This is a genomic window from Streptomyces sp. NPDC050636 (assembly GCF_040654775.1).
Lineage (GTDB): Bacteria > Actinomycetota > Actinomycetes > Streptomycetales > Streptomycetaceae > Streptomyces.
The window spans coordinates 153994-175426 of record NZ_JBFAIP010000002.1; the positions used below are offsets into that span (position 1 = coordinate 153994).

17 protein-coding genes are annotated in these 21433 nt (G+C 66.2%); 7 read left to right on the top strand and 10 right to left on the bottom strand.

Going from position 1 to position 21433, the window contains the following annotated elements; translation table 11 throughout:
- Position 1 precedes the first annotated feature (1 nt).
- From AB0I10_RS03195 to AB0I10_RS03210, 4 genes are all read left to right on the top strand, one after another.
- Entirely contained in the window at positions 2 to 5488 is a 5487-nt protein-coding gene (locus tag AB0I10_RS03195; RefSeq protein ID WP_363150543.1) for an amino acid adenylation domain-containing protein, read from the top strand.
- A gap of 1 nt (position 5489) precedes the next feature.
- Positions 5490 to 6788: an FAD-dependent oxidoreductase gene (locus AB0I10_RS03200; RefSeq protein WP_363150544.1), complete on the top strand. Its 1299-nt coding sequence runs from the start codon at positions 5490 to 5492 to the stop codon at positions 6786 to 6788.
- Between the two features lie 29 nt (positions 6789 to 6817).
- Positions 6818 to 8137, top strand: a complete 1320-nt coding sequence (locus AB0I10_RS03205; protein WP_363150545.1) for an NAD(P)/FAD-dependent oxidoreductase — start codon at positions 6818 to 6820, stop codon at positions 8135 to 8137.
- Between the two features lie 164 nt (positions 8138 to 8301).
- On the top strand, positions 8302 to 9630 hold the full coding sequence (locus AB0I10_RS03210) for an IS701 family transposase (protein WP_363150546.1): 1329 nt from the start codon (positions 8302 to 8304) through the stop codon (positions 9628 to 9630).
- A gap of 163 nt (positions 9631 to 9793) precedes the next feature.
- Here AB0I10_RS03210 and AB0I10_RS03215 read toward each other — a convergent pair whose 3' ends face one another.
- Complete coding sequence (locus tag AB0I10_RS03215) at positions 9794 to 10375, bottom strand: hypothetical protein (protein WP_363150548.1); 582 nt, start codon at positions 10373 to 10375, stop codon at positions 9794 to 9796.
- 95 nt (positions 10376 to 10470) lie between these two features.
- On the opposite strand from AB0I10_RS03215, the gene AB0I10_RS03220 reads away from it, so the two are divergent.
- Both AB0I10_RS03220 and AB0I10_RS03225 read left to right on the top strand, forming a co-directional pair.
- Positions 10471 to 10710, top strand: a complete 240-nt coding sequence (locus tag AB0I10_RS03220; RefSeq protein ID WP_363150549.1) for a helix-turn-helix domain-containing protein — start codon at positions 10471 to 10473, stop codon at positions 10708 to 10710.
- Positions 10711 to 10722: 12 nt separating this feature from the next.
- A complete protein-coding gene (locus AB0I10_RS03225) occupies positions 10723 to 11565 on the top strand; it encodes an IS630 family transposase (protein WP_363150550.1) in 843 nt (280 codons plus the stop codon).
- Between the two features lie 664 nt (positions 11566 to 12229).
- On the opposite strand, the gene AB0I10_RS03230 is transcribed toward AB0I10_RS03225, so the two are convergent.
- Together AB0I10_RS03230 and AB0I10_RS03235 are read right to left on the bottom strand one after the other, a co-directional pair.
- Positions 12230 to 13684 (bottom strand): MFS transporter, encoded by a 1455-nt coding sequence (locus AB0I10_RS03230; RefSeq protein ID WP_363150551.1) that lies wholly within the window; start codon positions 13682 to 13684, stop codon positions 12230 to 12232.
- On the bottom strand, positions 13684 to 13974 hold the full coding sequence (locus AB0I10_RS03235; RefSeq protein WP_363150552.1) for a hypothetical protein: 291 nt from the start codon (positions 13972 to 13974) through the stop codon (positions 13684 to 13686). The genes AB0I10_RS03230 and AB0I10_RS03235 overlap by 1 nt, the downstream gene beginning before the upstream one ends.
- Positions 13975 to 14028: 54 nt before the next feature.
- Here AB0I10_RS03235 and AB0I10_RS03240 point away from each other — a divergent pair, with 54 nt between their 5' ends.
- Positions 14029 to 14472 (top strand): MarR family transcriptional regulator, encoded by a 444-nt coding sequence (locus AB0I10_RS03240; protein WP_363150553.1) that lies wholly within the window; start codon positions 14029 to 14031, stop codon positions 14470 to 14472.
- A 302-nt stretch (positions 14473 to 14774) separates the two neighbouring features.
- Here the strand turns inward: AB0I10_RS03240 and AB0I10_RS03245 are convergent, their stop codons facing one another.
- The 7 genes from AB0I10_RS03245 to AB0I10_RS03275 form a co-directional block, all read right to left on the bottom strand.
- Entirely contained in the window at positions 14775 to 16046 is a 1272-nt protein-coding gene (locus tag AB0I10_RS03245; protein WP_363150554.1) for a recombinase family protein, read from the bottom strand.
- Between the two features lie 67 nt (positions 16047 to 16113).
- Entirely contained in the window at positions 16114 to 16671 is a 558-nt protein-coding gene (locus AB0I10_RS03250) for a pyridoxamine 5'-phosphate oxidase family protein (protein WP_363150555.1), read from the bottom strand.
- Positions 16672 to 16676: 5 nt separating this feature from the next.
- Positions 16677 to 17255: a flavin reductase family protein gene (locus AB0I10_RS03255; RefSeq protein WP_363150556.1), complete on the bottom strand. Its 579-nt coding sequence runs from the start codon at positions 17253 to 17255 to the stop codon at positions 16677 to 16679.
- Complete coding sequence (locus AB0I10_RS03260) at positions 17252 to 18535, bottom strand: ATP-grasp domain-containing protein (RefSeq protein ID WP_363150557.1); 1284 nt, start codon at positions 18533 to 18535, stop codon at positions 17252 to 17254. The genes AB0I10_RS03255 and AB0I10_RS03260 overlap by 4 nt, the downstream gene beginning before the upstream one ends.
- Positions 18532 to 19404, bottom strand: a complete 873-nt coding sequence (locus tag AB0I10_RS03265) for an NAD(P)-dependent oxidoreductase (protein WP_363150558.1) — start codon at positions 19402 to 19404, stop codon at positions 18532 to 18534. Before AB0I10_RS03265 ends, AB0I10_RS03260 begins: the two co-directional genes overlap by 4 nt.
- 68 nt (positions 19405 to 19472) lie before the next feature.
- Complete coding sequence (locus AB0I10_RS03270) at positions 19473 to 20210, bottom strand: TSUP family transporter (RefSeq protein ID WP_363150559.1); 738 nt, start codon at positions 20208 to 20210, stop codon at positions 19473 to 19475.
- Positions 20203 to 21432: an MFS transporter gene (locus AB0I10_RS03275; RefSeq protein ID WP_363150560.1), complete on the bottom strand. Its 1230-nt coding sequence runs from the start codon at positions 21430 to 21432 to the stop codon at positions 20203 to 20205. Before AB0I10_RS03275 ends, AB0I10_RS03270 begins: the two co-directional genes overlap by 8 nt.
- Position 21433 lies beyond the last annotated feature (1 nt).

Sequence of the window (21433 nt, forward strand, 5' to 3'; positions counted from 1 at the left end):
CATGAGCAGTGATGTGGGTTATCGCGATGTTCCGGTCCATGTTCTCGTTGAGCGGCGGGCTTTGATCGGTGGGGATCGGGTTGCGGTGGTTGATGGCACGGATTCGGTGAGTTATGCCGGGCTTGTGCGGCGGAGTGATGATATTGCCGCTGAGTTGCTGGCCAGGAATGTACGGCGCGGTGATCTGGTTGGTGTGTGTTTGCCTCGGGGAATCGATGCTGTTGCGTCCTTGTTGGCGATTCTCAAAGTGGGTGGTACCTGTGTGCCGCTCGCTTTGGAGCAGCCGGTTGGCCGGTTGGCTTTTATCCGGGAGGACAGCGGTCTAGCTGTGACCGTTACGACTACGGAGACTGCTGAGCAGATCGGGATCGAGTCTGGGCGGACTGTGTGTCTTGATACGGATATTGTTGCGGATTCGGCATCACGGCTGGGTTCTGTTCCGGTCGAGGTTTCTGGTGATGATGTCGCGTACGCTCTGTACACCTCGGGGTCGACCGGAGCTCCCAAGGCCGCGCTGCTCACTCATGCGAATATCAGCAATTTCGTCTTGTGGTGTCTGGATGAGGGTCTGGTCGACGGTGATAGTCGGGTGGCGCACGCGACGAACCTGGGGTTCGACGCGGCGATTTTTGACATTTTCGCGCCGTTGGCCGTGGGCGCCGTGGTGTGTGTGGTTCATCGCGAGGTCATTGTGTCGCCGGCCGCAACGGTGCGATGGTTCGTCGAGAATGAGATTACTGTTGGATTCCTGACCACGAGGGTGGCGGAGGCGTGCCTGGCCGAGCCGTGGCCGGCCGATGCCGCTATGCGGTGTCTGGTTACCGGTGGCGAGCAGGTCACCATGTGGTTGCCCGCGCACATTCCGTTCAAGGTCCTGCAGATCTATGGACCTACGGAATGTACTGTGTGCGTCGCGACGATGTTCCTGCCCCCGGAGCCTCCGGGTGGAGGGGTGCCGCCGTTTGGGCGGCCTATCAGGAACACCCGGATCTATCTGCTGGACCCGTCGGGACAGTTGGTGGCTGACGGTGAGCCGGGGGAGCTCTATATCTCTGGTGCCGGCGTGGGTGCGGGCTACTTGGACCGCTCCGAGCTCACCGCCCAGCGTTATCTCCCGGACCCGTTCGTTCCCGGTGCGCGCATGTATCGCACCGGGGACCTGTGCCGCATGAACCCTGAGGGCAACCTCGAATTCGTCGGACGGATGGACCACCAGGTCAAGCTCCGCGGCCACCGCATCGAACTCAACGAGGTCGAGGCCGCTCTGGCCTCCCACCCAGACGTGAACGACGTCGTGGTACTGCTCCGTGAAGACCGCCCCGGCGATAAGCGGCTGACCGCCTACTTCACCTACGCGTCCGGCGATGAACCGCCGGCGACCAGCGATTTACGCCGGCATATTTCCGAACGACTGCCGTACTACATGATACCGACCGGCTACGTCAGCCTGTCCCGCTTCCCGCTCACCCCCAATAACAAGGTCGACCGCAACGCGCTTCCCGCACCATCGATGGAGGATGAGGCAGGGGAGATTCGCCCCACGAGTGGTGTATCGGATTTGGTAGACCGCGTCAGGGCCATCTGGGAGCAGACGATCGGGGTCACCGAGATCGGCTTGGACGACACTCTCTTCGAGCTAGGGGGCTCATCGCTGCATGTCCCTGAGATTCACCGGAGGATAAGCGATCTCTTCGACGCCCCCGAACTCGGCATGATCGATGTTTTCAACTACCCCACTCTGCGTACGTACACCACCCATCTCGCCAAGCTGATTGAGGGAGCGTCCTCGGCGACACGCACGGTAACCCGGTCCGTCCCCGCCCCTGAGACAGCGGACGATGACTCTGCGATCGCCATCATTGGCATGTCGGGCCAGTTCCCCGGTGCGCGGACCGTCGACGAGTTGTGGTCGTTGCTACGGGAGGGGCGCGAAGGTATTACCCACGAGATCCCCGGCCGGACGGAAACAGACTGGGTCGCCTCGGCTGGGCTTATCGCCGATCGCGACGGCTTCGACCCTCAGTTGTTCGATCTCAGCCCGGCTGACGCAGAACTGATGGACCCGCAGATGCGGCGGTTCCTTGAGACGGCATGGGCCGCGCTGGAAGACGCCGGATATGCTCCAAGAACGCAGGGATTGCCCCCCGTTGGTGTTTTTGGTGGCTCGTCGTTTCCTCGGGACTGGGCGGAGCGGTTCGCGGCCTCGCGACCCGAACCCGGGACTACGGCCGAACGCCGCTTCATGAACGGGAACCCTTGGCAGAACCTTGCCACTCAGGTCGCGTACAGGCTCGGCTTGACCGGACCGGCAGTCGATGTGCAAACAGCCTGTTCCACTTCACTCGTCGCGGTTCATCTTGCCTGTCGGAGTCTCATCGAGGGTGACTGCGATCTCGCACTCGCCGGTGGCGTGGGCCTGACCCAGAGCGCCGGTTACTACTACGAAGAGGGAGGAATCCTGTCGCCGGACGGCCGTTGCCGGCCATTCGACGCAGAGGCACAGGGCACGCTGCCCGGCAACGGAGTCGGCGTCGTAGTTCTCAAACCATTGAACCGCGCGCTAGCCGATCACGACACCGTGCACGCGGTGATCCGGGGATCGGCCGTGAACAATGACGGCGCCCTCAAGGTCGGCTTCTTCGCACCGAGCATCGAAGGCCAGCGAAAGGTCGTTCAGTCGGCCTGGCGCGCGGCGAACGTCTCGGCCGAGAGCATCTCTTACATTGAAACGCACGGCACTGCCACCGTTCTCGGCGACTCAGTCGAGGTCAATGCATTGACCCAGGCCGTTCGGGCCGACACCGATCGAACAGGTTTCTGCGCCCTCGGATCAGCGAAGAGTAACCTAGGCCATCTCGACGCGGCCGCCGGGGTGACCGGTCTCATCAAGGCAGCGCTGGCCGTCAAAAACGGCGTCATCCCGGCTACTCTCCACTTTCGGAAACCCAATGCCGAACTGGATACCCCGAATAGCCCGTTCTACGTCAACGCCACAACCATCCCGTGGCCGGACTCCGGCTCTGCCCCTCGCAGGGCGGCAGTCAGCGGATTCGGCGTCGGTGGGACCAATGCCCATGTCGTCCTGGACGCCCCGCCTGCACCGCAGCCAGTCAACCACGCAGCCGGGCCGCAACTGGTGCCGATCTCTGCTCGGACGCCGGCGGCGCTCGAGACCATAAGCCGGCGCCTGGCAGATAACCTCAGCACCCACCAGCATCCGCTGGGCGACGTCGCTTTCACCCTCCGGCACGGACGTGGTTCGCTGCAGCATCGACGCGCCATGGTCTGCCACACCACAGAAGACGCCGTCGCCACTCTGCGAGATGTGGAACAGCACCGTGGGTTCACTGGTGTGGCGGACTCGCGCCGCCCGCTCCGGCTGGTATTCATGTTTCCTGGGGTAGGCACCCAGCATCCCGGTATGGGGCGCGATCTGTACGATCGTCACCCCGTCTATCGCACCGCACTCGACCGGTGTTCCGAGCTGTTCGAACGAAGCCTCGGTACCGACATCAGGGAGTTGCTGTTCCCCGAGTCCGGCCAAGAAGAATCCGCCGAAGAGCAATTGCTGCGCCCATCGAGGAACATGGCGGCGATCTTCGCCACCGAGTATTCATTGGCTGTGCTGCTCGATTCGTGGGGTATTCGCCCTGATGCGGTCATCGGCCACAGCCTTGGTGAGTACACCGCTTCCTGCGTGTCCGGGATACTGTCAGTCGAGGGCGCGGTCAAACTTGTAGCGCGGCGTGGAGAGCTGTGCGATGAGCTGCCGGAATCGGCGATGCTCGCGGTATCGCTCGATATGTCCACTCTCGCCGATCGGCTGGACGAACGCCTGACGGTGGCGGCAATGAACGGTCCTCGCTCCAACGTGGTATCAGGGCCTATCGATGCGATCCGAGAATTCCAGTCAACGCTGGACGCCGACGGAATCCGAGCACGTCAGCTACCCATGAAGGCGGGGTTGCACTCACCACTGGTGGAACCGTTTATGGGTCAGTTTGCACGCTTTGCGGCTACCGTGAGCACCAATGCACCGAGGGTGCCGGTGGTGTCCAACGTGACGGGAGATTGGTTGCCGAAATCCGGCATTATCGACCTCAATTACTGGGCCCAGCACCTTCGACAGACGGTGCAGTTCGAAAAGGGCCTCACCACGCTCCTGGACTCGGCTGATGACAACACCGTGCTGGTCGAGGTCGGGCCGGGCAAGACGTTGACCACGCTGACGCGGCTGCACTCGCTCGTGGAAAAGGTTCGAGGCGTGATCCCGGCACTTCCTGTCCCGACATCGCCCGGCACCGAGCGGGACTCGTTGCTGGAGACCATCGCGCAACTGTGGTGCGACGGCGTCGAGATTGACTGGAGCGCATTGGACGCCGGCGAGCAGCACGCCAGGATACAGCTGCCGACGTACGCATTCGAGCGATCAGCGACTATCTCGGAAAACGGCACTCCAGCAATTGCCGCCGAAAGGTCACGCAAGGTCGTCACCGATGAAGCCGAGCTGGCGCGCGGACTCGCCGAGCTGTGGGGTGAGCTGCTTGGCGTTCCGGATCCACACGACGAGGACAACTTCTTCGACAGGGGCGGTCATTCGCTGTTGGCCGTCGAGTTCAGCACCCGCGTCCGCCAGGAACTCGGCAGTCCGGTAGGCCCGCACCTACTCCTGGAACACCCCACCTTCAGGGAGCTCGTCAGCCACATCCAACAACTTGCCGTTACCGGCGAACGGTTGCACGCCGAGCCATCCGGCATCCTGACCGAACTCCAGCAAGGCAATCCGGGCCAGACACCAATATTTATGGTTCAGCCGATAGGAGGCACGGTCTTCACCTACCAGGCGTTCGCCCGGCATCTCGGGGTCGACCGACCGGTGCATGCATTTCGCGCGGTAGGGCTGGAAGTAGGCGAGAAACCGTACGAGAGCATCACCGAAATGGCCTCTCGGTACGTGGACGAGCTGCTGGCCGTCCAGCCGAACGGGCCACACGTCATCGGAGGCCACTCGTCCGGTGGTGTCGTCGCCTATGAAATGGCATATCAGTTGATTGAGCGAGGCATCGATAAGCCCCTTGTGGTGATGATCGACACTGTGACTTCCGAACAGTCGCACTCGCTCCAGAATGTCTCGGATGTGGAAAAGCTGGTGGACACCCTGCTCGATATTGCCCCTGAATCCACGGCGGCACTGCGAACCGCAATCGCCGAGGATCCGCTCATCAGGGGCGTTGTGATGCAGACGAATCTGGCGCTGGCGAGCTACTACCCAAAGCCATGCGCGGCCGACATCATATATTTCCTGGCGGCAGAGCGTGACGAAGTTCTAGACCCCCGAGCAGGCGAATGGTGGGCAAATTATTGTGAGGGGGAAATGGAAATGCATACTGTTCCCGGAAACCATTTCTCGGTGATGGAGGAGCCACAGATAGCGCAGATTGCCGAGCTACTGATCTCACATTGGAACCGGACAGAAGGTGTGAATTAATATGCCCAATGAAGTCATAGTCGTAGGCGCCGGCCTCGCCGGCCTCACTTCTGCTATCGCGTTGCAGCAGCGGGGCTATTCGGTTCTGGTGCTGGAGCGCCGCTCCGTGGCGGGTGGGCTGTGCGGGAGCACGCGCATCAATGGGTATCAATTCACGCTCGCATGCAACGACTTCGGTTCCAGTCTGCGGCAATATCTGTCCGAAATAGGAGTGAACCTACCGTTCCACGAACACAGTTCTATATTCTATTGCGGGGACGAGGAGTACGTCCTTCCGCCCACCCCTCGAACTCTGGCCAACCTGGCTCGGCACGAGCCGGACAGGGACAGAATGACTGGAGCCCTGCGCGATCCCGGTAGCGAAAATAGGTTTGAATATGCCGGACAACTCCTGGACGCTACTGTGCGCAATCGAGACTTCGCGGATTTCCTGGCGATACCCTCGTATGTCTCCGGCCTCAGTCCCGCCACCCACCGGCTTGACTGGTTCCTTCAGGGGTCCAGCAGGAACCCCGATTACGGATACGACAAACTGATCACGCCGGCAGGTGGCCCGCAAGAGATCACTGATGCGTTGACTGCGCGCTTGGTTCACCTCGGTGGTCGTCTCCAATTCGACACCGATGTGCATGATGTCCGCCAAGCAGAGGGCGGCAAAGTCGTAATGACCTCCCGGGGCGAGTATCGCGCCCGGTGGATCGTATCCAGCCAAGGCCGATTGAGTCACAATGCAACCCGATCGGGTCTGGAACTAGCCACTTTGCACATTGCCACACGGCCCGACGTGCAATTCCCGGCAGGCGTCCATACCGTTGCTCATCTGCCATCCGGTCTTGGCCGCTGGCTCGGGATGCTCGATGCAGGTCAACTGCCGAGTCGATTCGGCTTTCACATATTTCCCTGTGCGGCTACCGCAGAGTACCGGTCGTTCAACGTGTACTTTTACTATCCGCGTGGCGTCGAGGAATTCGATGCTCCGACCGTGGAGGTGATTCAAGAATACATCTTGGGCGAGTTGGAGAGAATGATCCCTGGTTTTTCGGCCGACATAATATTTCGACAACTCGTCTCTCCCGCAGAGTTCAAGAAGCAGCACGATCTGCGGCGGGTATCCATTCAAGATATTCTGCCCCGTGGCGTCCAGAAGCCTGCGATCTACGACGCGGAAACCGACATATACCACGTCGGGAATACCGTCGGGCCGCCTGCGTACCATGCCTGTGCGGCCGTTCTGTCCGGTCTGGAGGCTGCCGAATTGCTGGCCTCCAGCAATCCCCGCGACCATAAACCCGCAGCATAAGTTCACCGCATCAGGAAATGGAATTTCGTATGTTCATCGAAACAGTGATAGTCGGTGGCGGCCAGCAGGGATGCGGCGTCGCAGGGGCGCTTGCCAGACTTGGCTATGAATCCTTGGTGCTGGAACGAGGCGAGGTCGGCCAAGCGTGGGCACATGAGCGTTGGGACAGTCTGTACGTTAATACGCCGAATCGGATGGTTGATTTTCCGGGCTGGCCATACGATGGCGACGACCCTGAAGGCTTTATGCCGGCCCGTGAGGTGGCTGAACGCCTCAGGCGCTACGTGTCCGGAATGGGTATCCAGGTTCGCGAACGTACTCCCGTTCGGGCTGTTGAGTCTCTGATTGATAACCCGTCCTGTCGCGATGCACGATTCCGGGTCCATCTCGCCAATGATGGTGATGTCATAGAGTCCCGCAATCTAGTTGCGGCCTTGGGTGGGTATTCTTCTCCGTGCGTGCCTGATGTGGCCTCGGATGTCGACCCTTCGATCACGCAGCTGCACAGTTCGCATTACCGTAATCCCCAGTCCTTGCCAGACGGTGCAGTTCTCGTCGTGGGTGCCGGGAGCAGCGGGCAGCAGATTTGCGAGGATGTGCGTGAATCTGGTCGGGACGTATACCTCGCGGTCGGTCGTCACAAGACTGCGCCCCGTTTCTACCGCGGCGCCTGCGTGCTCGACTGGCTGCGGTTCATGTCAATCGAAGGCAACTTCGAGTCCGCGTCTGTGGGACGTGATCTGTCCCTTTCGCTGCCTGGTGCGTCGGTACTCAGTGGTAGAGACGGCGGTCGAGACCTGAACCTGTCCATCCTGGCCAAGCAGGGTGTCACCCTTGTCGGCTCTGTGCGCGCCGCGGAGGGCGCGGTTTTGTTGCTGGAAGAGAATGTCCGCTCGATAGCGGAAGCTGCTGCCCGTGCAGAGCACGAGCTTTTGGACGCTATCGACGCAGCCATCGAAAAGCGAGGGCTGGAGGTCCCTGGCCGAACACCACCTACTATCGTCGATACCTCGCTTCTCTCCGGCTATGGGAAGAGCCTGGACCTCATCGCCAACAACATCACAACGATCATTTGGGCGACAGGGTTCGTACCGGACTATCGGGTCTTGCCCGGCGCGGCCCTTGATGAGAACGGATCTCCGGTGCATCGCAAGGGAGTTGGCGCGTTGCCTGGTTTGTATTTCGCGGGCCTGCCTGAGGGCAGGATTGTAAGGCCATTGCTTATTGGGGCTACACGCGCCAACGGCGAGTTTGTCGCCCGACAGATCCAGTTGGACAATACTCTTCGCCATGATTCGCCAGCGGCGGCTGCCCAACTCTGGGCAGCAGAAGGGGCCGCTGCACGTTGAGTAGCCGTTTCTCAACCGGTCATGGCGTGCAGGTCGAACAAGGGCCCTGATGGTGTGATCTTCCGGGGATACGTGCATGCAGGCAGGGCCTCTCGGTCCCCTCAGTCGTAGATCGGCGTGCTCGCTGTAGTTCGTCGATCTCGTGCAGGGAGTAACTGCCGGATATGAAGGCAGAGTTCCGTGACCTCCTGACGGAGGTCACGGAACTGGAGCGGGCTGAGGGGATCGCCGACCAGCTTGATGACCTGCTGCTCGACATCGCTTGGATTTTCCCTCGCACCGATCTGTGGGGGCGGGTGGCGGCGTGCGTGCGCGGCCTGCTGCCCCCGCTGTCCCGCAAGAACGGCTGGCTGATCTCCGAGTACATCGGCGAGGAGACTCCCTGGGGGCAGCAGCACCTGCTGGATCGTGCAGTGTGGGACGCGGAAGTGCTGCGGGACTTCACCCGCCGCTATCTGATCGCCGGGCTTCGAGGATGGCGGGCTGGGGCCGGGCCCGGCGGGCCGGGTGTGCTGGTGATCGACGAGACCGGCTTTGCCAAGCGCGGCAGTGCCTCGGCCGGGGTCGCGCGGCAGTACTCCGGCGCTCTGGGCGGAGTTTTCCCTTGTCAAGTGGGGGTGATGGCTGCCTGGGCCACCGGGGTCGGCCAGGCTTTGATCGACCGGGAGCTGTACCTGCCCCGTGAGTGGACCGAGGACCGTGCGCGGTGCCGCCGCGCGCGCGTCCCCGACCGGGTCGGCTTCGCCGTCAAGCCGCGCCTGGCCGAGCAGATGATCGACCGGGCGGTGCCGGACCTGCCCGAGGGGCGGGTGTGGGTGGCCGCGGACGAGGTCTACGGCCGCGACGGCGCCTTCCGCCCTCATCTGGAGGCGGCGGGCCTGCCCTACGTGGTGACGGTGCAGGCCAACCAGAGCGTGCTGCCCCGCCCCGGCTGGAGGCACATCGCCCGCCTCGTCGAACGCTGCGCGGCCGAGGAGGACTGGGTCGAGCTGCCGGCCGGCCCCTCCCGGCTGGACTCGCGTATCTGGCAGTGGTGGGTGCGCCGGATACCCGTCCCGGACGCGGCCGTCGGCAGCGGATGGGCCCGCTGGCTGCTTGCCCGGCGCCGACCCGAGACGCCGGATGAGCGGGACTACTACCTGGGCTGGGGCCCGGAGGGCACCTCGGTGGAAGAGCTCGTGCTGGTGCCCAGCGCCCGCTGGCGGGTGGAGGAGGCGATCAAGCTCGCGAAGTCGGCCGCTGGGATGGCCGACTACGAGGTGCGTCACTTCCACGGCTGGTACCGGCACGTCACCTTCTCCCGGCTGGCCGCGGCGTTCCTGGCCGCCCAGGCCGCTGGTGGAGCTGGCTGCGTTAGTCGACCGGTTGCATCGAGATCGGGCAGGAGCTCTGCCAGGCCACCTCCATCGTCAGGAGCGATCGCGCGATGGTTGGAGAGCAGGTGCCCGATTTCGTGCTGGACGATGTGCTCCTGGTGGAGCGGTGGTTCGTAGCAGATATGGTCCTCGGCATCGGTGGCCAGCCACAGCCGGCAGGCTCCATGCAGTGCCGCCTCGTGCGGCAATGCGTGAAGGCGCAATGGTCTTCCACGGCGGGCGGCCAGAATGCCGCACAGAGTCTGGACGGACAGAGCGTTCGGCAGGTCGAGCTGGTCGATTACCGCTTCGCAGCGTCGGCGCAGCCCGGGTGATTTGTTCGGCATGGGTGTCCGCGTCGGGCCTCTCTCGATGGGGGTAAGGGCCACTGCGTTTCAGGGGGTGCCGGCGGTGTGCCTGCGTCGGGCTCCTCCCCTCGCACCTGGTCCAGGTTCTCCACACGGCGGGCTTCGTTGACGATGGTGAGGAGGGCGTCCAGACTGGCGGGCGACAGGCCCTCTGCGCGGAGCGCAAGGTTGCGCACTTTCGTGTCGCGCAATGCGACGGCGAGCGCTAGCTGGGCGTTGACACGGCGTGAGACCTCGTCGTTGATGAAGTACTCCAGCGGGACTCCGAAGAACTCCGCCAGGACGCTCAGTTGCTCAAGCGTTACGTTCCGCTTGCGTCCGGTCGCGAGTTCCCACAGGTAGGTGGCCGAGATCGTGCCACCTGTTGATTCCCGAATCGTGGTGGCGAGCCGGGCATACCCGGGGCGTTTGCGCTCATCGGGATACAGCGCGGTGATCAGACTGTAGAGCCGATCGCCCAGGTCGTGCAGCCGGGGCGGGCCGGTTTCACCGCGAGCTGCCTCACCGCTGGCCATGGGTCCCCTTTCGAACATCGAACGCGCGGCTATGATCTCGTGATCCTGTCGGCGTTACTTGGTCTTGTGTGTCTTGTGTGTCTTGCTTTCTTGGCATGGAGCTCTCTGTGGAACAGGCCACCGAGCTACGGGAGTTGGTGAGCAGTCGGGATGTCCCCGCGGATATCGCTACGCGGGGCCGGATCGTCTTGTGGGCGGGTGAGGGGCGCCGCCGCATGGACATTGCCGAGCTGCTCGGTGTGTCGCTGCCGACGGTGGACCGCTGGAAGCGGCGTTATGCCGAGCGGGGCCTGGCCGGACTGGAGGGGGAGCGTCCCGGTGGCGGGCGGGAATAGGTGCCGGCGCGGGTGCGGGCCCGGGTGATTACCCTGACGCGGATGACGCCGCTGGATGGCACGGGTCTTTCGCACTGGTCCACACGGGAGTTGGCGAAGTACCTGAAGTGGGCCGAGAGCATTACCGTGTCCTGGCACTACATCGCCCGGGCCTGGCGGGAGGAGAGCCTGAAGCCGCACCGGTCCGGCACCTTCAAGATTTCCAAGGACGCCGCGTTCGCGGAGAAGGTGGCCGATGCGATCGGCCTGTATCTGGCCCCGACGGGCGGCGCGGTGGTCCTCTCGGTCGACGAGAAGACGCAGATCCAGGCGCTGGACCGGACCCAGCCGGTGCTGCCGGTCGCCTTCGCGGCGAGCGAGAAGCGCACCGCCGACTACGTCCGGCACGGCACCACGAACCTGTTCGCCGCCCTGAACGTGACCACCGGCGAAGTGCTCGGCGAGTGCAGGCCGCCCCGGAACGGCAAGGATTTCCTGGCCTTCTTGAAGAAGGCGGTCAAGCCGCATGCCGCGAAGGACATCCATGTGGTCCTGGACAACCTCTCGACGCACACCACCCCGGAAGTCAGGGAGTGGCTGTCGAAGAACCCGCACGTCCACTTCCATTTCACTCCCGTCGGCTCTTCGTGGCTGAACCAGATCGAGATCTGGTTCGGAATCCTGACCCGGCAGTCCATCTGCCGGGGCACGTTCTCCAGCGTCCACGTCCTGATCAAACAGATCCGCGACTACATCAACTCCTGGAACACGACCGCGAAACCGTTCACCTGGACGGCGACCGCTGGCGAGGTCCTCGCTAAGGTCCGACTCGTCACGACCAACGTAAAGAAACTCGTCAATAACAACTCGAACTGATATGAACAGGATCACGAGACACTGGATGCCGAGAGGCCGGCCGTTCTCGTCAAGGACGCTCGGAACTCGAAACTTCAGGGCCTGCCCGACACGGGGTGTGTCTTGACTCGTCCGGCAGCAGAGATCTCGCGGGTGAGTCTGTCTATCTGCGACGGATGGCCAGGGCCTACCGCTCGTCCACCTCGCCTATCAGCACACGTTACTGACCAGAGCCGCGGCCCTAGGCGGGAGTCGAACGGCACAGTTCCCGGGTCCAGCGCCGTGATCCCACCATCGCAGCGCAGAGACCGAGGCGACCGCGACGACCGAGCCACGGGCCTTCGATACGTGCGGGAGAGCGGCGCGCAACATGTTGAGACTCCTGCTTGCCGAGATCGTGCTGCATGACTCCATGCAGAGCGGCGGAGTAACGCCACGGAACCAGTTGATGGCAGACAGGACGGCTCAGTGGACACCCTGGTGTCCAAGTGTTCCGTCCTTCCGCCGACCGGATCCTGTACGGAGACCGGCTGCGCATTGCCGATCTACCGGTGCCGCCGCGCAACGCCCGTGCCCCGTTCAGGAACCACGATGCAGCCCTGACGTGGCTGTGGACGGGGTCCGTGGATCGAACCACGGGCAGGGGAGGCGGACTCTGGCGCGGGGCGTCAGGCCTGGGGGCTGCCTACGACAAGACGTCATCGCCGTCGGTCTGTTCCAGTAGCCGGACCTCGTCGGCGGGCAGGCGCTCCGCGGGCGTGAGCCGGGTGGATCGGGCGGGCAGGAACCAGGCAAGGGCGGCGGCGAGGACACAGAAGCCGGCGGAGGACCACAGCACCATGGTGTAACCGCCCACCGTTGGCTGACCGTTGCCGCTGACATGAGCGGCCAGGACGGTGGCGGTGAGCGCGCTGCCCAGGGAAAAGCCGGTGAAGCGGACCACCTGGTAGAAGCCCATGGCGCTACCTGTCTCCCGGGCGGGGATCGACTGCACGATCAAACCGGGAATCGCGGCGAAGGTGGTGCCCAGTCCCACTCCCAGGACACCCGTCATCACGAAGGCTTGCCACAGGGCGCCATGGAAGACCGCGAAGAATCCGCAGCCCAGCGCGGCTACGAGGCAGCCCAGCGTCAGCACCGCCCGGATCCCTATGCGTGTCACCAAGGCCGGCAGTGTGCGGGAGCTGATCAGCATGAAGAAGGACAGGGGGATGAGGACGAGGCCGGCCACGACGGCCGATGCGGAGAACCCGAATCCGCCCGAGCGTGGGGATTGCGCAAACTCCGTCACCCCCGAAAGCACCATGTACATCGCGACGCCGAGCACCATGGCGCAGGCATCGGCGGAAAGCACGGAGGGATGGCGCAGCAGACGCAGCTGAACCAGCGGGTTCCCGGCGCGCAGCTGCTGCACGGCCCACACCGTGAAGAGCACTACCCCGGCGGCCAACAGGCCGATGATCGCCGGCGAGCCCCAGCCCCACTGTGTCCCCTCTGCCACTGCCACCAGCGCGGTGACCAGCGCCAGCGCGAGCAGCACGGCGCCGGCCCAGTCGAGCCGGTTGGGGGAGCTACGCCCCGCGCTCGACGGTATGACTGCGGCGACACAGATCAACGCGAGGCCGGACACGATCGTGCCGAACCAGTACGCACCCGCCAATCCCCACGCCTCGGCGAGCAACCCGCTGATCGGGTAACCGGCGCCGAGGCCGGCCCCCGCCGATACCGACAACAGCGCGATCATCGGCGCGACCTTGGCCTGCGGCAGTTCTTCCCGGGCGGTGGCCATCGCCAGCGGCGCCAGCCCGAGCCCGACGCCCTGCAGTCCGCGGCCGACGAGCAGCATCCCCAAGCCGCCTGCCAGCGCAGCCACGACACCGCCCGCCGTGACCACGGCCAAGCCGCCGAGTAATGTCACTCGCCGTCGCGGGCCGTCGCCGAGCCGGCCCAGGACCGGTGAACTCGCCGCGCCGACCAGCAGCGCCACGGTCAGCGACCACTGCGCCGTACTCAGCGACTCATGAAAATCGCGAGCAACAGTGGGGATCAGCGGAGCACCGAACGAGCTGATGATGCTGGAGACCAGCGTGGCCAGCACCAGCACCGGCCCGATCAGCGCGCTGCGACGCCTCCCGCTCATCATCGTGCCCCCTCGGTCCGCCGCGTGCCCATCAGTCGCTCAACAACCACGCCCGGGCCGATCAGTGTCACAAGCTCGGTGTCTGCAAGGCCGAGCAACGCGCCTCGGAGAACCTGTGTGATGTGCTCGACGATCTCCGAGTAGTCGCTGACGACGCCATCGGTGACCTGAACGTCGGACGGCTGGAAGTAGCGCGCGATGTCGACCGCAGCGTCGTCCGGCTGACCGATGATCCGCCGGGTCAGCACATGACCTATGACCATGAGACCTCCCAAGAGAAGTGCGTGCAACTTGCACGCAATAGCGTACGCCCATTCCGTGCGTTTCGCACGTATTATTGTTGGATGGCGAATACGGGTTTGGCACGGGACCTGGAGCAAGCGCTGGGACAGCTGTTGCTGCGGCGCAACCGGAGCGTGCTCTACGACGCGGTCCTCGACTCGGCACCGACGGGTGTCGATCGTCAGACCTACCCGGTGCTCAGTGGGCTGGCTCGACTCGGACCGCAATCGGCGGCGCGGCTTGCCGACGAGGTCGGCATCGACCGATCCGGCGCAAGCCGCTATGCCGACCGACTCGAAAGCGCGGGCCTGCTTGAGCGCAGCCCCGACCCCTGCGACGGCCGGGCCACCCTGCTCGCACTGACGCCCAAAGGTCGCGCCACGGTCACTGGGCTCCGCGACGCGCTGACCCGGCACCTCGCGGGCCGGATCGCGGACTGGCCCGATGGGCAGGCGCAGGCACTGATCGACGGTATTCGCCTACTCATCGACATGCCCCAGGACTGATGCGATGAAGGGGCGGGGCCTCCCGCTCCTGCCGGGTGCGCAGGATGCTCGGCTCGGGCAGAAGTCCGAACTCGGGGAGGCCCTGGATGAGTTCACCGTACGACGGTGTGCAGTGGGTGGGAATGGACCTGCACCGGCATCGCTCGGTGCTCGTGCGGATGGCGGCGGACGGGCGGAGGCTTGGTGTCCTGGCGGGCGGGCTGCTCCCCGCACCCGCGGGGATGGTCCCTCCGCGAGTGTGTAGGCCGTGCTCGGCTACGGCAGCCGCAGCTCGCCCCGCATCACCGGCATGTGGGTATGGTTCAAGTCCCCCCTCGGACACCGACCGGTAGCCCACGGGTTGTCGCAGAGTGCTGGTTGAGATTCATCTCGACCAGCACTTTCTGTTTTCCGGGGTGGTAGGTGAGGACGAGCCCGAGGTCTTTGTAGGTCGCGGCCCGATCAGCTCGGTCGGCGTCGTGCAGGACGGCGGCGAGATTGCTGTACGAGCGGACCAGCGCGGCGATCTCGTCCCTGGATGTGTGGTTGCCGTGGGCGGTGAGTGCTTGGTTGAGGTCGGCTTCGGCCTGGGCCCGCACGCCCTGGGTCTGGGCCATCCATTTCGTGACGGTCGCGGGTCGGCGCCTGCTTCGAGTGCGGCGCGGTGGGTGGCGAGCTTGGCGTTGCACTCGGCGATGGTGTCGCGGGGCGCGGGCGGCGCGGGCGTTGGTGTCCGGTGGGGCGGGGAGGGCGCTGGCCAGGGCGTCGGTGGTGTCGTCGATGCGGTGCGGGGCGAACAGCTTGCTCAGCCAGGCGTCCAGGGGCGGTAGGACGTGCTTTTCGCGCAGGTAGATGCTGCGGGTGCGTTTGACGCCGTGGGCGGGGCCGGTGCGGGTGCGGGAGGTGAGGATGTCCTGGGCTTGGGCGAAGGTGTCGTCGTCGATGAGCGGGGTGTGGGCGAGGGTTTTCGACACGATCCACTTGTCCTGGGCGTTCCAGCGCTGGACGGTGGTGTAGCCGAGGGTGACGTCCTCGATGTTGAGGAGGGTGTCGTCTTTGCGTTGCCGGTTCCATACCTGGCGGCCGGTGCAGCGGGGGTTGGTAAGGACGGCGCTCTTGCTCCAAGCTCGGGTGTCGCGGTGGCGGTTGCGGGCCGGATCGTGGGCGGAGGGGCTGGGGATACCGTCGCGGGTGAGGCCCTTGGCGATGGCGAAGATGCCCAGCCCCCGGAGGAACTCGGCGAAGACCCGCTGCACAACCGGGGCAGTCTCGGGGTCCACTCCAAGGCCGCGCAGGCGTTTGCCGTCGGCGGCTTTGGCGGGGTTGGGGTGTGGGCCGAGGTCGACGAGACGGTAGCCGTAGGGCGGGCGTCCGCCGAGGTAGCGGCCTTCGATCTCGGTCTGGGCGGCCATCGCCGCGTGGACGCGGGCCTTGATCCGGTTGCGTTCGCCCTTGGACATGCCGCCGAACACCGACATGATCAGGTCGTGCGGCCTCGTTGGTCGGGTCGATGGCCCGCCCATCTCGCGGACGCAGACCGCGGATTCGACGCGGTGGTGATCGGTGAGCCGCAACGTGCCTTCTACGGCGACCACCTTGGAAGGTAGGACAAGCCAACAGGTGGCGCGGCAGGTGCCCCGTTCTCGGGGCACCTGCCGGTCCCTACAGCTCTTGGTGCGGGCGGGCCGGCAGACCGTCGATGCTGGCGGAGTTCTTCTGCCGCATGTAGTCCTCCAGTTCCTGGTCCGACTTGCGCATGCCCCACTGGTCCTGGAGGTCGCGCTCGCGGACCAGGTCCATCTCCGGCACCGTGAATCCGCACGAGTCGGTGATGCGAGCGAGCGAGACGACCATGATGGAGCGTGGGATCGGGTGCTTGCCGAAGTGGCCGATGAGGGTGTCCCATTCGGGGGCGTCAGGGAAGACGCAGCGGGCGGTGCCGTACAGCCGGAGAATCTTGGGGCGGCGGGAGAACGAGCAGAACATCAAGGTGATCCGGCCGCTCTCACGGACATGGGCGATGGTCTCGGCTCCGGAACCTATGAGGTCCAGGTAAGCCACCGTCGTGTCGTCGAGGATGGTGAACGTATCCATGCCCCCTTTGGGGGAGACATTGACGTGCCCGTCCGAGGACACGGGTGCGGTGGCCGTGAAGTACATGGGTGCCTGGGCGATGAAGTCACGCAGCGAAGGGGTCAGCCCCTCGTAGAGCTTGCCCATGGGGGTTACCTCTCTGAACTCTCTGAAGAAGGGGGCGTGCCGGGGGCGGAGCGCAGGGCCCCGTGCAGATGCACCAGGCTGTCGCCAAGGGAACCGGTCCGTACGTGCTCCACTGAACACACCGTCAACTGATGGTCTCCGAGACGGAGTTGGTGGTGGCGTGCACAGACCAGCCAGGCAAGACAGTCATCGAGCAGTGGTACGCCGTGTGGCCCGGTGCGCCAGCGGGTGGGCGGCGCGAACCGGTCGACGCCGACGGCCGCGAACCGCTCGGCCACGTCGCGCTGGGCGGCGCTGAGCAATTGGATCCCGAATCTCCGGCAGTCCTTGATCTTGGACCAGGTCGAGGACGACTCGGCAAGTGCGAACGAAACCAGCGCCGGTTCGGCGCTCACCGAGGTGAACGATGTGATCGTCACCCCCGCAGGGCCGGCGGGCGTGGCCGCGGTGAGTACCGCGACGCCGGAGGCGTGCCCCCGCAGTGCGGAGCGCAGCAGACCGGAACCGACCGTGGGCGCTGCGGGGCCCGGGGGCGGCGCCGAGGAGACCGGGGCCGTCATCGAGGCCGGGTCGGTGGTGGTCACGACCCCGTCCCGGTAGGTGCGGTGCCGAGCAGCCGCTCGGGTCGGGGGGCCACGGCCGTGATGGGGCGGGGTGTGCCCGACTCTGTGCCGGGCTGGGTCTTGATGGTGATCCGGGCGGCCAGCTCGTGCGCCCGGGCGCGCGCGTCCTCGGCCGACTCGCCGCGCACGATGAGCAGCCCGGACCGGTCGTACGACCAGGCGATGGGTGCCACCGTGTCACCGGGCCCGAGGGTGAGCTGCAGGGTCACCACGTGCGGATCGGCGCGCACCTCGTCGGCTCCGGTGACGGACTCGACGACGCCCGGCTCGGCGGTCAGGAAGCGGATGGCGCCGCCGCCCCTGGCCGGGCCCGGCGTGATGGGTGCGGTGCGGTCCGCGTACCAGAGGAAGGCCAGCGCGTCGATGTCGGTCCCGTATACCTCGTCGACCAGGTCGGCGATCCGGTCGCCGCCACGCCGGTTGTGGGACTCCACCAGGCGGGGGCCGTCGGGGGTGACGATCACCTCAGAGTGCGAGGGGCCGTCCTTGATGCCCACGGCATCCAGCATCCTGGTCACCAGCGACTCCATCCGGGCCGTGCTGTCCGCGTCGAGGGCCGCCGGCTGCACATGCCCGACCTCGACGAACGAGTCCAGCTTCTCCTTGGCCGTGTACGCGACGACCACATGCTCGCCCGCGAAGCTGAACGCCTCCACGCTGAACTCGGGGCCCCGCAGATATTCCTCCATCACAAACGTGTGCAGCCCGAACTCCGCTGCCCAGGCCGCGACTTCCGGGACCGCGTCGGGGCCGTGCACCAACCGAACGCCAAGGCTGCCGGATCCGTATCTGGGCTTGATCACCGCGGGCCCGAACTCGGCGACGAAGGCGCGGATGTCGGCCTCGGTGTGCCCCAGGCGGGCGGCGACCCCTTCGATGCCGCGTTCGGCGAGCAGCGCCCGGAAGGCCAGCTTGTCCTGCAGCACTCGGACGGTGTCGAGGTCGGTGCCGGGCAGGCCGAGTGCCGTCGTCGCGGCCGCCGCCGACTCCAGACCGTCCTCGATCATCGAGACGACCCGGGCCAGCGGCCGGTGCCGGTGTACGCCGGCCAGCAGATCGGCGACGGCCTGCGGATCGCGGTAGTCCGTGAGATGGGCTTCGGCCACCAACTCCAGGCCCGACCTGTCGAGTTCGTGCACTCCGTGCACCCAGACGATGGCGAAGCCGGCCTGCCGCGCCTTCTTCAGGGCGGCGACCGTGCCCCCGATGACCGCGATCCGCGGTGCGTTCTCGTGTGTCATGCGCGCAGCTCCCGTCCCGCGGCGTTCTCCAGCCAGCGCACGACCTCGACGTTGTCGGCGCCTTCCGGCATTTCGTCCTGCGCCTTCTCCCACAGCTCCTGGCAGGCGTGGCCGAAGGCGGCGGGGCCGCCCGCGGAGTCGAGCAGCGATGTGCCGATACGGATGTCCTTGAGCATCAGACGCAGCGCGAAGCCCGAGTCGAACGTGCCGGGCAGCACATGGTCGGGGAGCTTGGTCTGCGAGGCGTGGTTGCGGCCCGTGGAGGCGTTGATCACCTCCAGCATCACCGCGGGTTCGAGGCCGAACGCCCGCCCGGCGAGCATGACTTCCGCGACCGCGGCGAGATTGACCGCCGAGAGCAGGTTGTTGAGCGCCTTGAGCGCGTGTCCCGCGCCCGCCGGACCCACCCGGTGGACCCGGCCGAGCGCACCGAGCACCCGTTCCGCCCGCTCCACGTCCCCGGGTGCACCCGCGGCCATCAGTGTCAGCTCACCCGCGCGCGCGGCGGCCGGGGAGCCGGAGACCGGCGCGTCCACCACGGATACCCCATGGCCCTCGGCCGCGCGGCCGAGGGCCAGCGTGTCCTCGGGAGCCGAGGAACCCGTGTCGACGATCAGGGAGCCGGCGGCGAGGTGCGGCAGCAGCTCCTCGGCCACCTGCCGCACAGCCGCTCCGTCGGGAAGCATGGTGACCACCACCGGCGCGGCCAGGTCCGCGACGTTTGCCGCCGTGCGCACGCCCGGGTGCGCGCCGGCCGCCGTGGCGACGCTCGTACTGACGTCGTACGCGACCACCTCGAACCCGCGCTCCGCGAGCCGGCGGCACATCCCGCCGCCCATGGACCCCAGGCCCGCAAATCCCACCCGCATGATCCGTTCCTTTCTCGGTACTTGTGCTTGCGCGTCCGGGCGGACGCGCTCATGCCGTTCCGGCGCGCTCATGACGTACCGGTGGCGACCAGCCCCCGGACGATCAGGACGAGCGCCGCGACCACGGCGAGGGTGAGCACCGCGCCGCGCATCCGGCCGCCGTCCACATGCCGCCGGACCGGCCCCGACAGCGCGAACCCGGCCACCACCGCAGGCAACAGCAGTGCCCCGAAGGAAAGTTGCTCGCGCGGAAGGCGGCCGACGGCGGTGAGGGAGCCGAGCGAGAGCAGTGCCCCGGCCGTGAAGAAGACCCCGAGGGTGCCGCGGACCGTGGGCCCGGGCTCCCGGTGATACACCAGTGCGATGAACGGCCCGCCGATGGACGACGCCGTCCCGGTGAGGCCCGCCACGGCGCCGGAGGCGAGCAGCGTGCCCCGGTTCCTGGGCAGCCGGGCCGGGGCGAAGGCAAGGAGCGAGACGACGCCCAGCGTGATGCCCGCCGAGAGCAGGTCGAGCGTCGGCCCCGAGACCACGAGGATCACGTACGAGGCCGCCGCCGTGCCCGCGATCCGCCCGGCCAGCGCCCAGGAGACGCCGTACCAGTCGGTGTGGGAGAACTCCCGGACCGCCCCGAGCGCGGCAAGGACGGCGGCGACGAGCAGCAGCGACCCCGGCATGAGCTCCGGCGCGGCGATCTGCACCACCGGCGCCGACACCAGGGCGAGGCCCACTCCCAGGCTGCCCTGGACCAGCGCACCGAAGAACACCGCGACGGACGCGAAGGCAAGGACGGACAGTTCAGGCATCGACGGGTACCCCTGTACGCATCCGCTCCCCGGCCGCGCGGGCGACCCGCTCGGCCGCGCCGCCCGCCACCACGAGCACCGCCGCGGCCACCACCCAGCCGAGCGACCCCGAGCCGAGGAGCAGTCCGGTGACCATCACGGGGCCGAGGACCCGCTGTCCGGCCACGCTCAGATTGAAGACGGACAGATAGCGTCCGCGCTGTTCCTCGGGGGCCAGGGCGATGGACAGGTCCCACACCGCGGAGTTGGCGATCACCTCGGCCAGGGACAGCGTCACCACGGCGGCGGCCAGCCACGCCACCGCGGGCCCACCCCCGACGGAGCCGGACGCGGCGAAGCACAGACTGCTCACCGCGAGCACGGCGCCCGTCCACGTCAGCATCCGCGTGGTGCGCCGCTGGCTCGTCGCCAGCTTGCTGACCGGGATCTGCAGCACCACGACGAGCACGGTGTTGAGCGCGAACAGCACGGACACGGTGGCCCGTGGGGCGTCGGTGTGCTCCAGGATCCACACGGGCATCGCGACCAGCAGCATCGTGTCGAAGAAGAACAGCAGGAAGTTGAGCCCGGTCAGCGTCAGATAGCGCGCGTCGGGCAACACCCGGCTCCTGACCGGCTGTTCCTCGGCCGCCTCCGGGGCACCGCCGGCCGTCGGCGCGGCCAGCTCGGGAACCCGAAGGACGAGCACCGCACCGCCCAGGAAGGCGAGCCCGATGGCGATCAGCGTGACCCGGTAGGCGGCCTGGGTGTCGCTGGCGAGCGCGACGCCCGCCGCCATCGCGCCGACCCCGAGTCCGCAGTTGCGTACGACGTTGACCACCGCGAGCAGCCTCGTGCGCTCCTGGCGCTCCGGCACGGCCACGGCGACAAGGGCCTGGAGCACCGGGGGCCCCGCCCTGTCGCACGCCACCGCGCACAGCGTCACCGCCATGAACTGCCAGAAGTCCGTGACGAAGACGTACGCCGCACAGCACACCCCCCGCCCCAGGTACACGGCGGCGAGCACCCGTCGCGCCCCGTACCGGTCGGCGAGGACCCCGCCGAGCAGCGAGATCCCCAGGGCCACCACACCGGCGAGGGCGAGCCCGGAGGCCACCTGGTTCGCCGAGAGGTCCACCTGCCGGGTGAAGTACGCCATGGAGCTCGCCATGAACAGGCCGATGCCGAGCGACTGGACGAGGGCTGCGGCGGCGAGCCTGCGGCCGCCCGCGGTGAGCTTCACG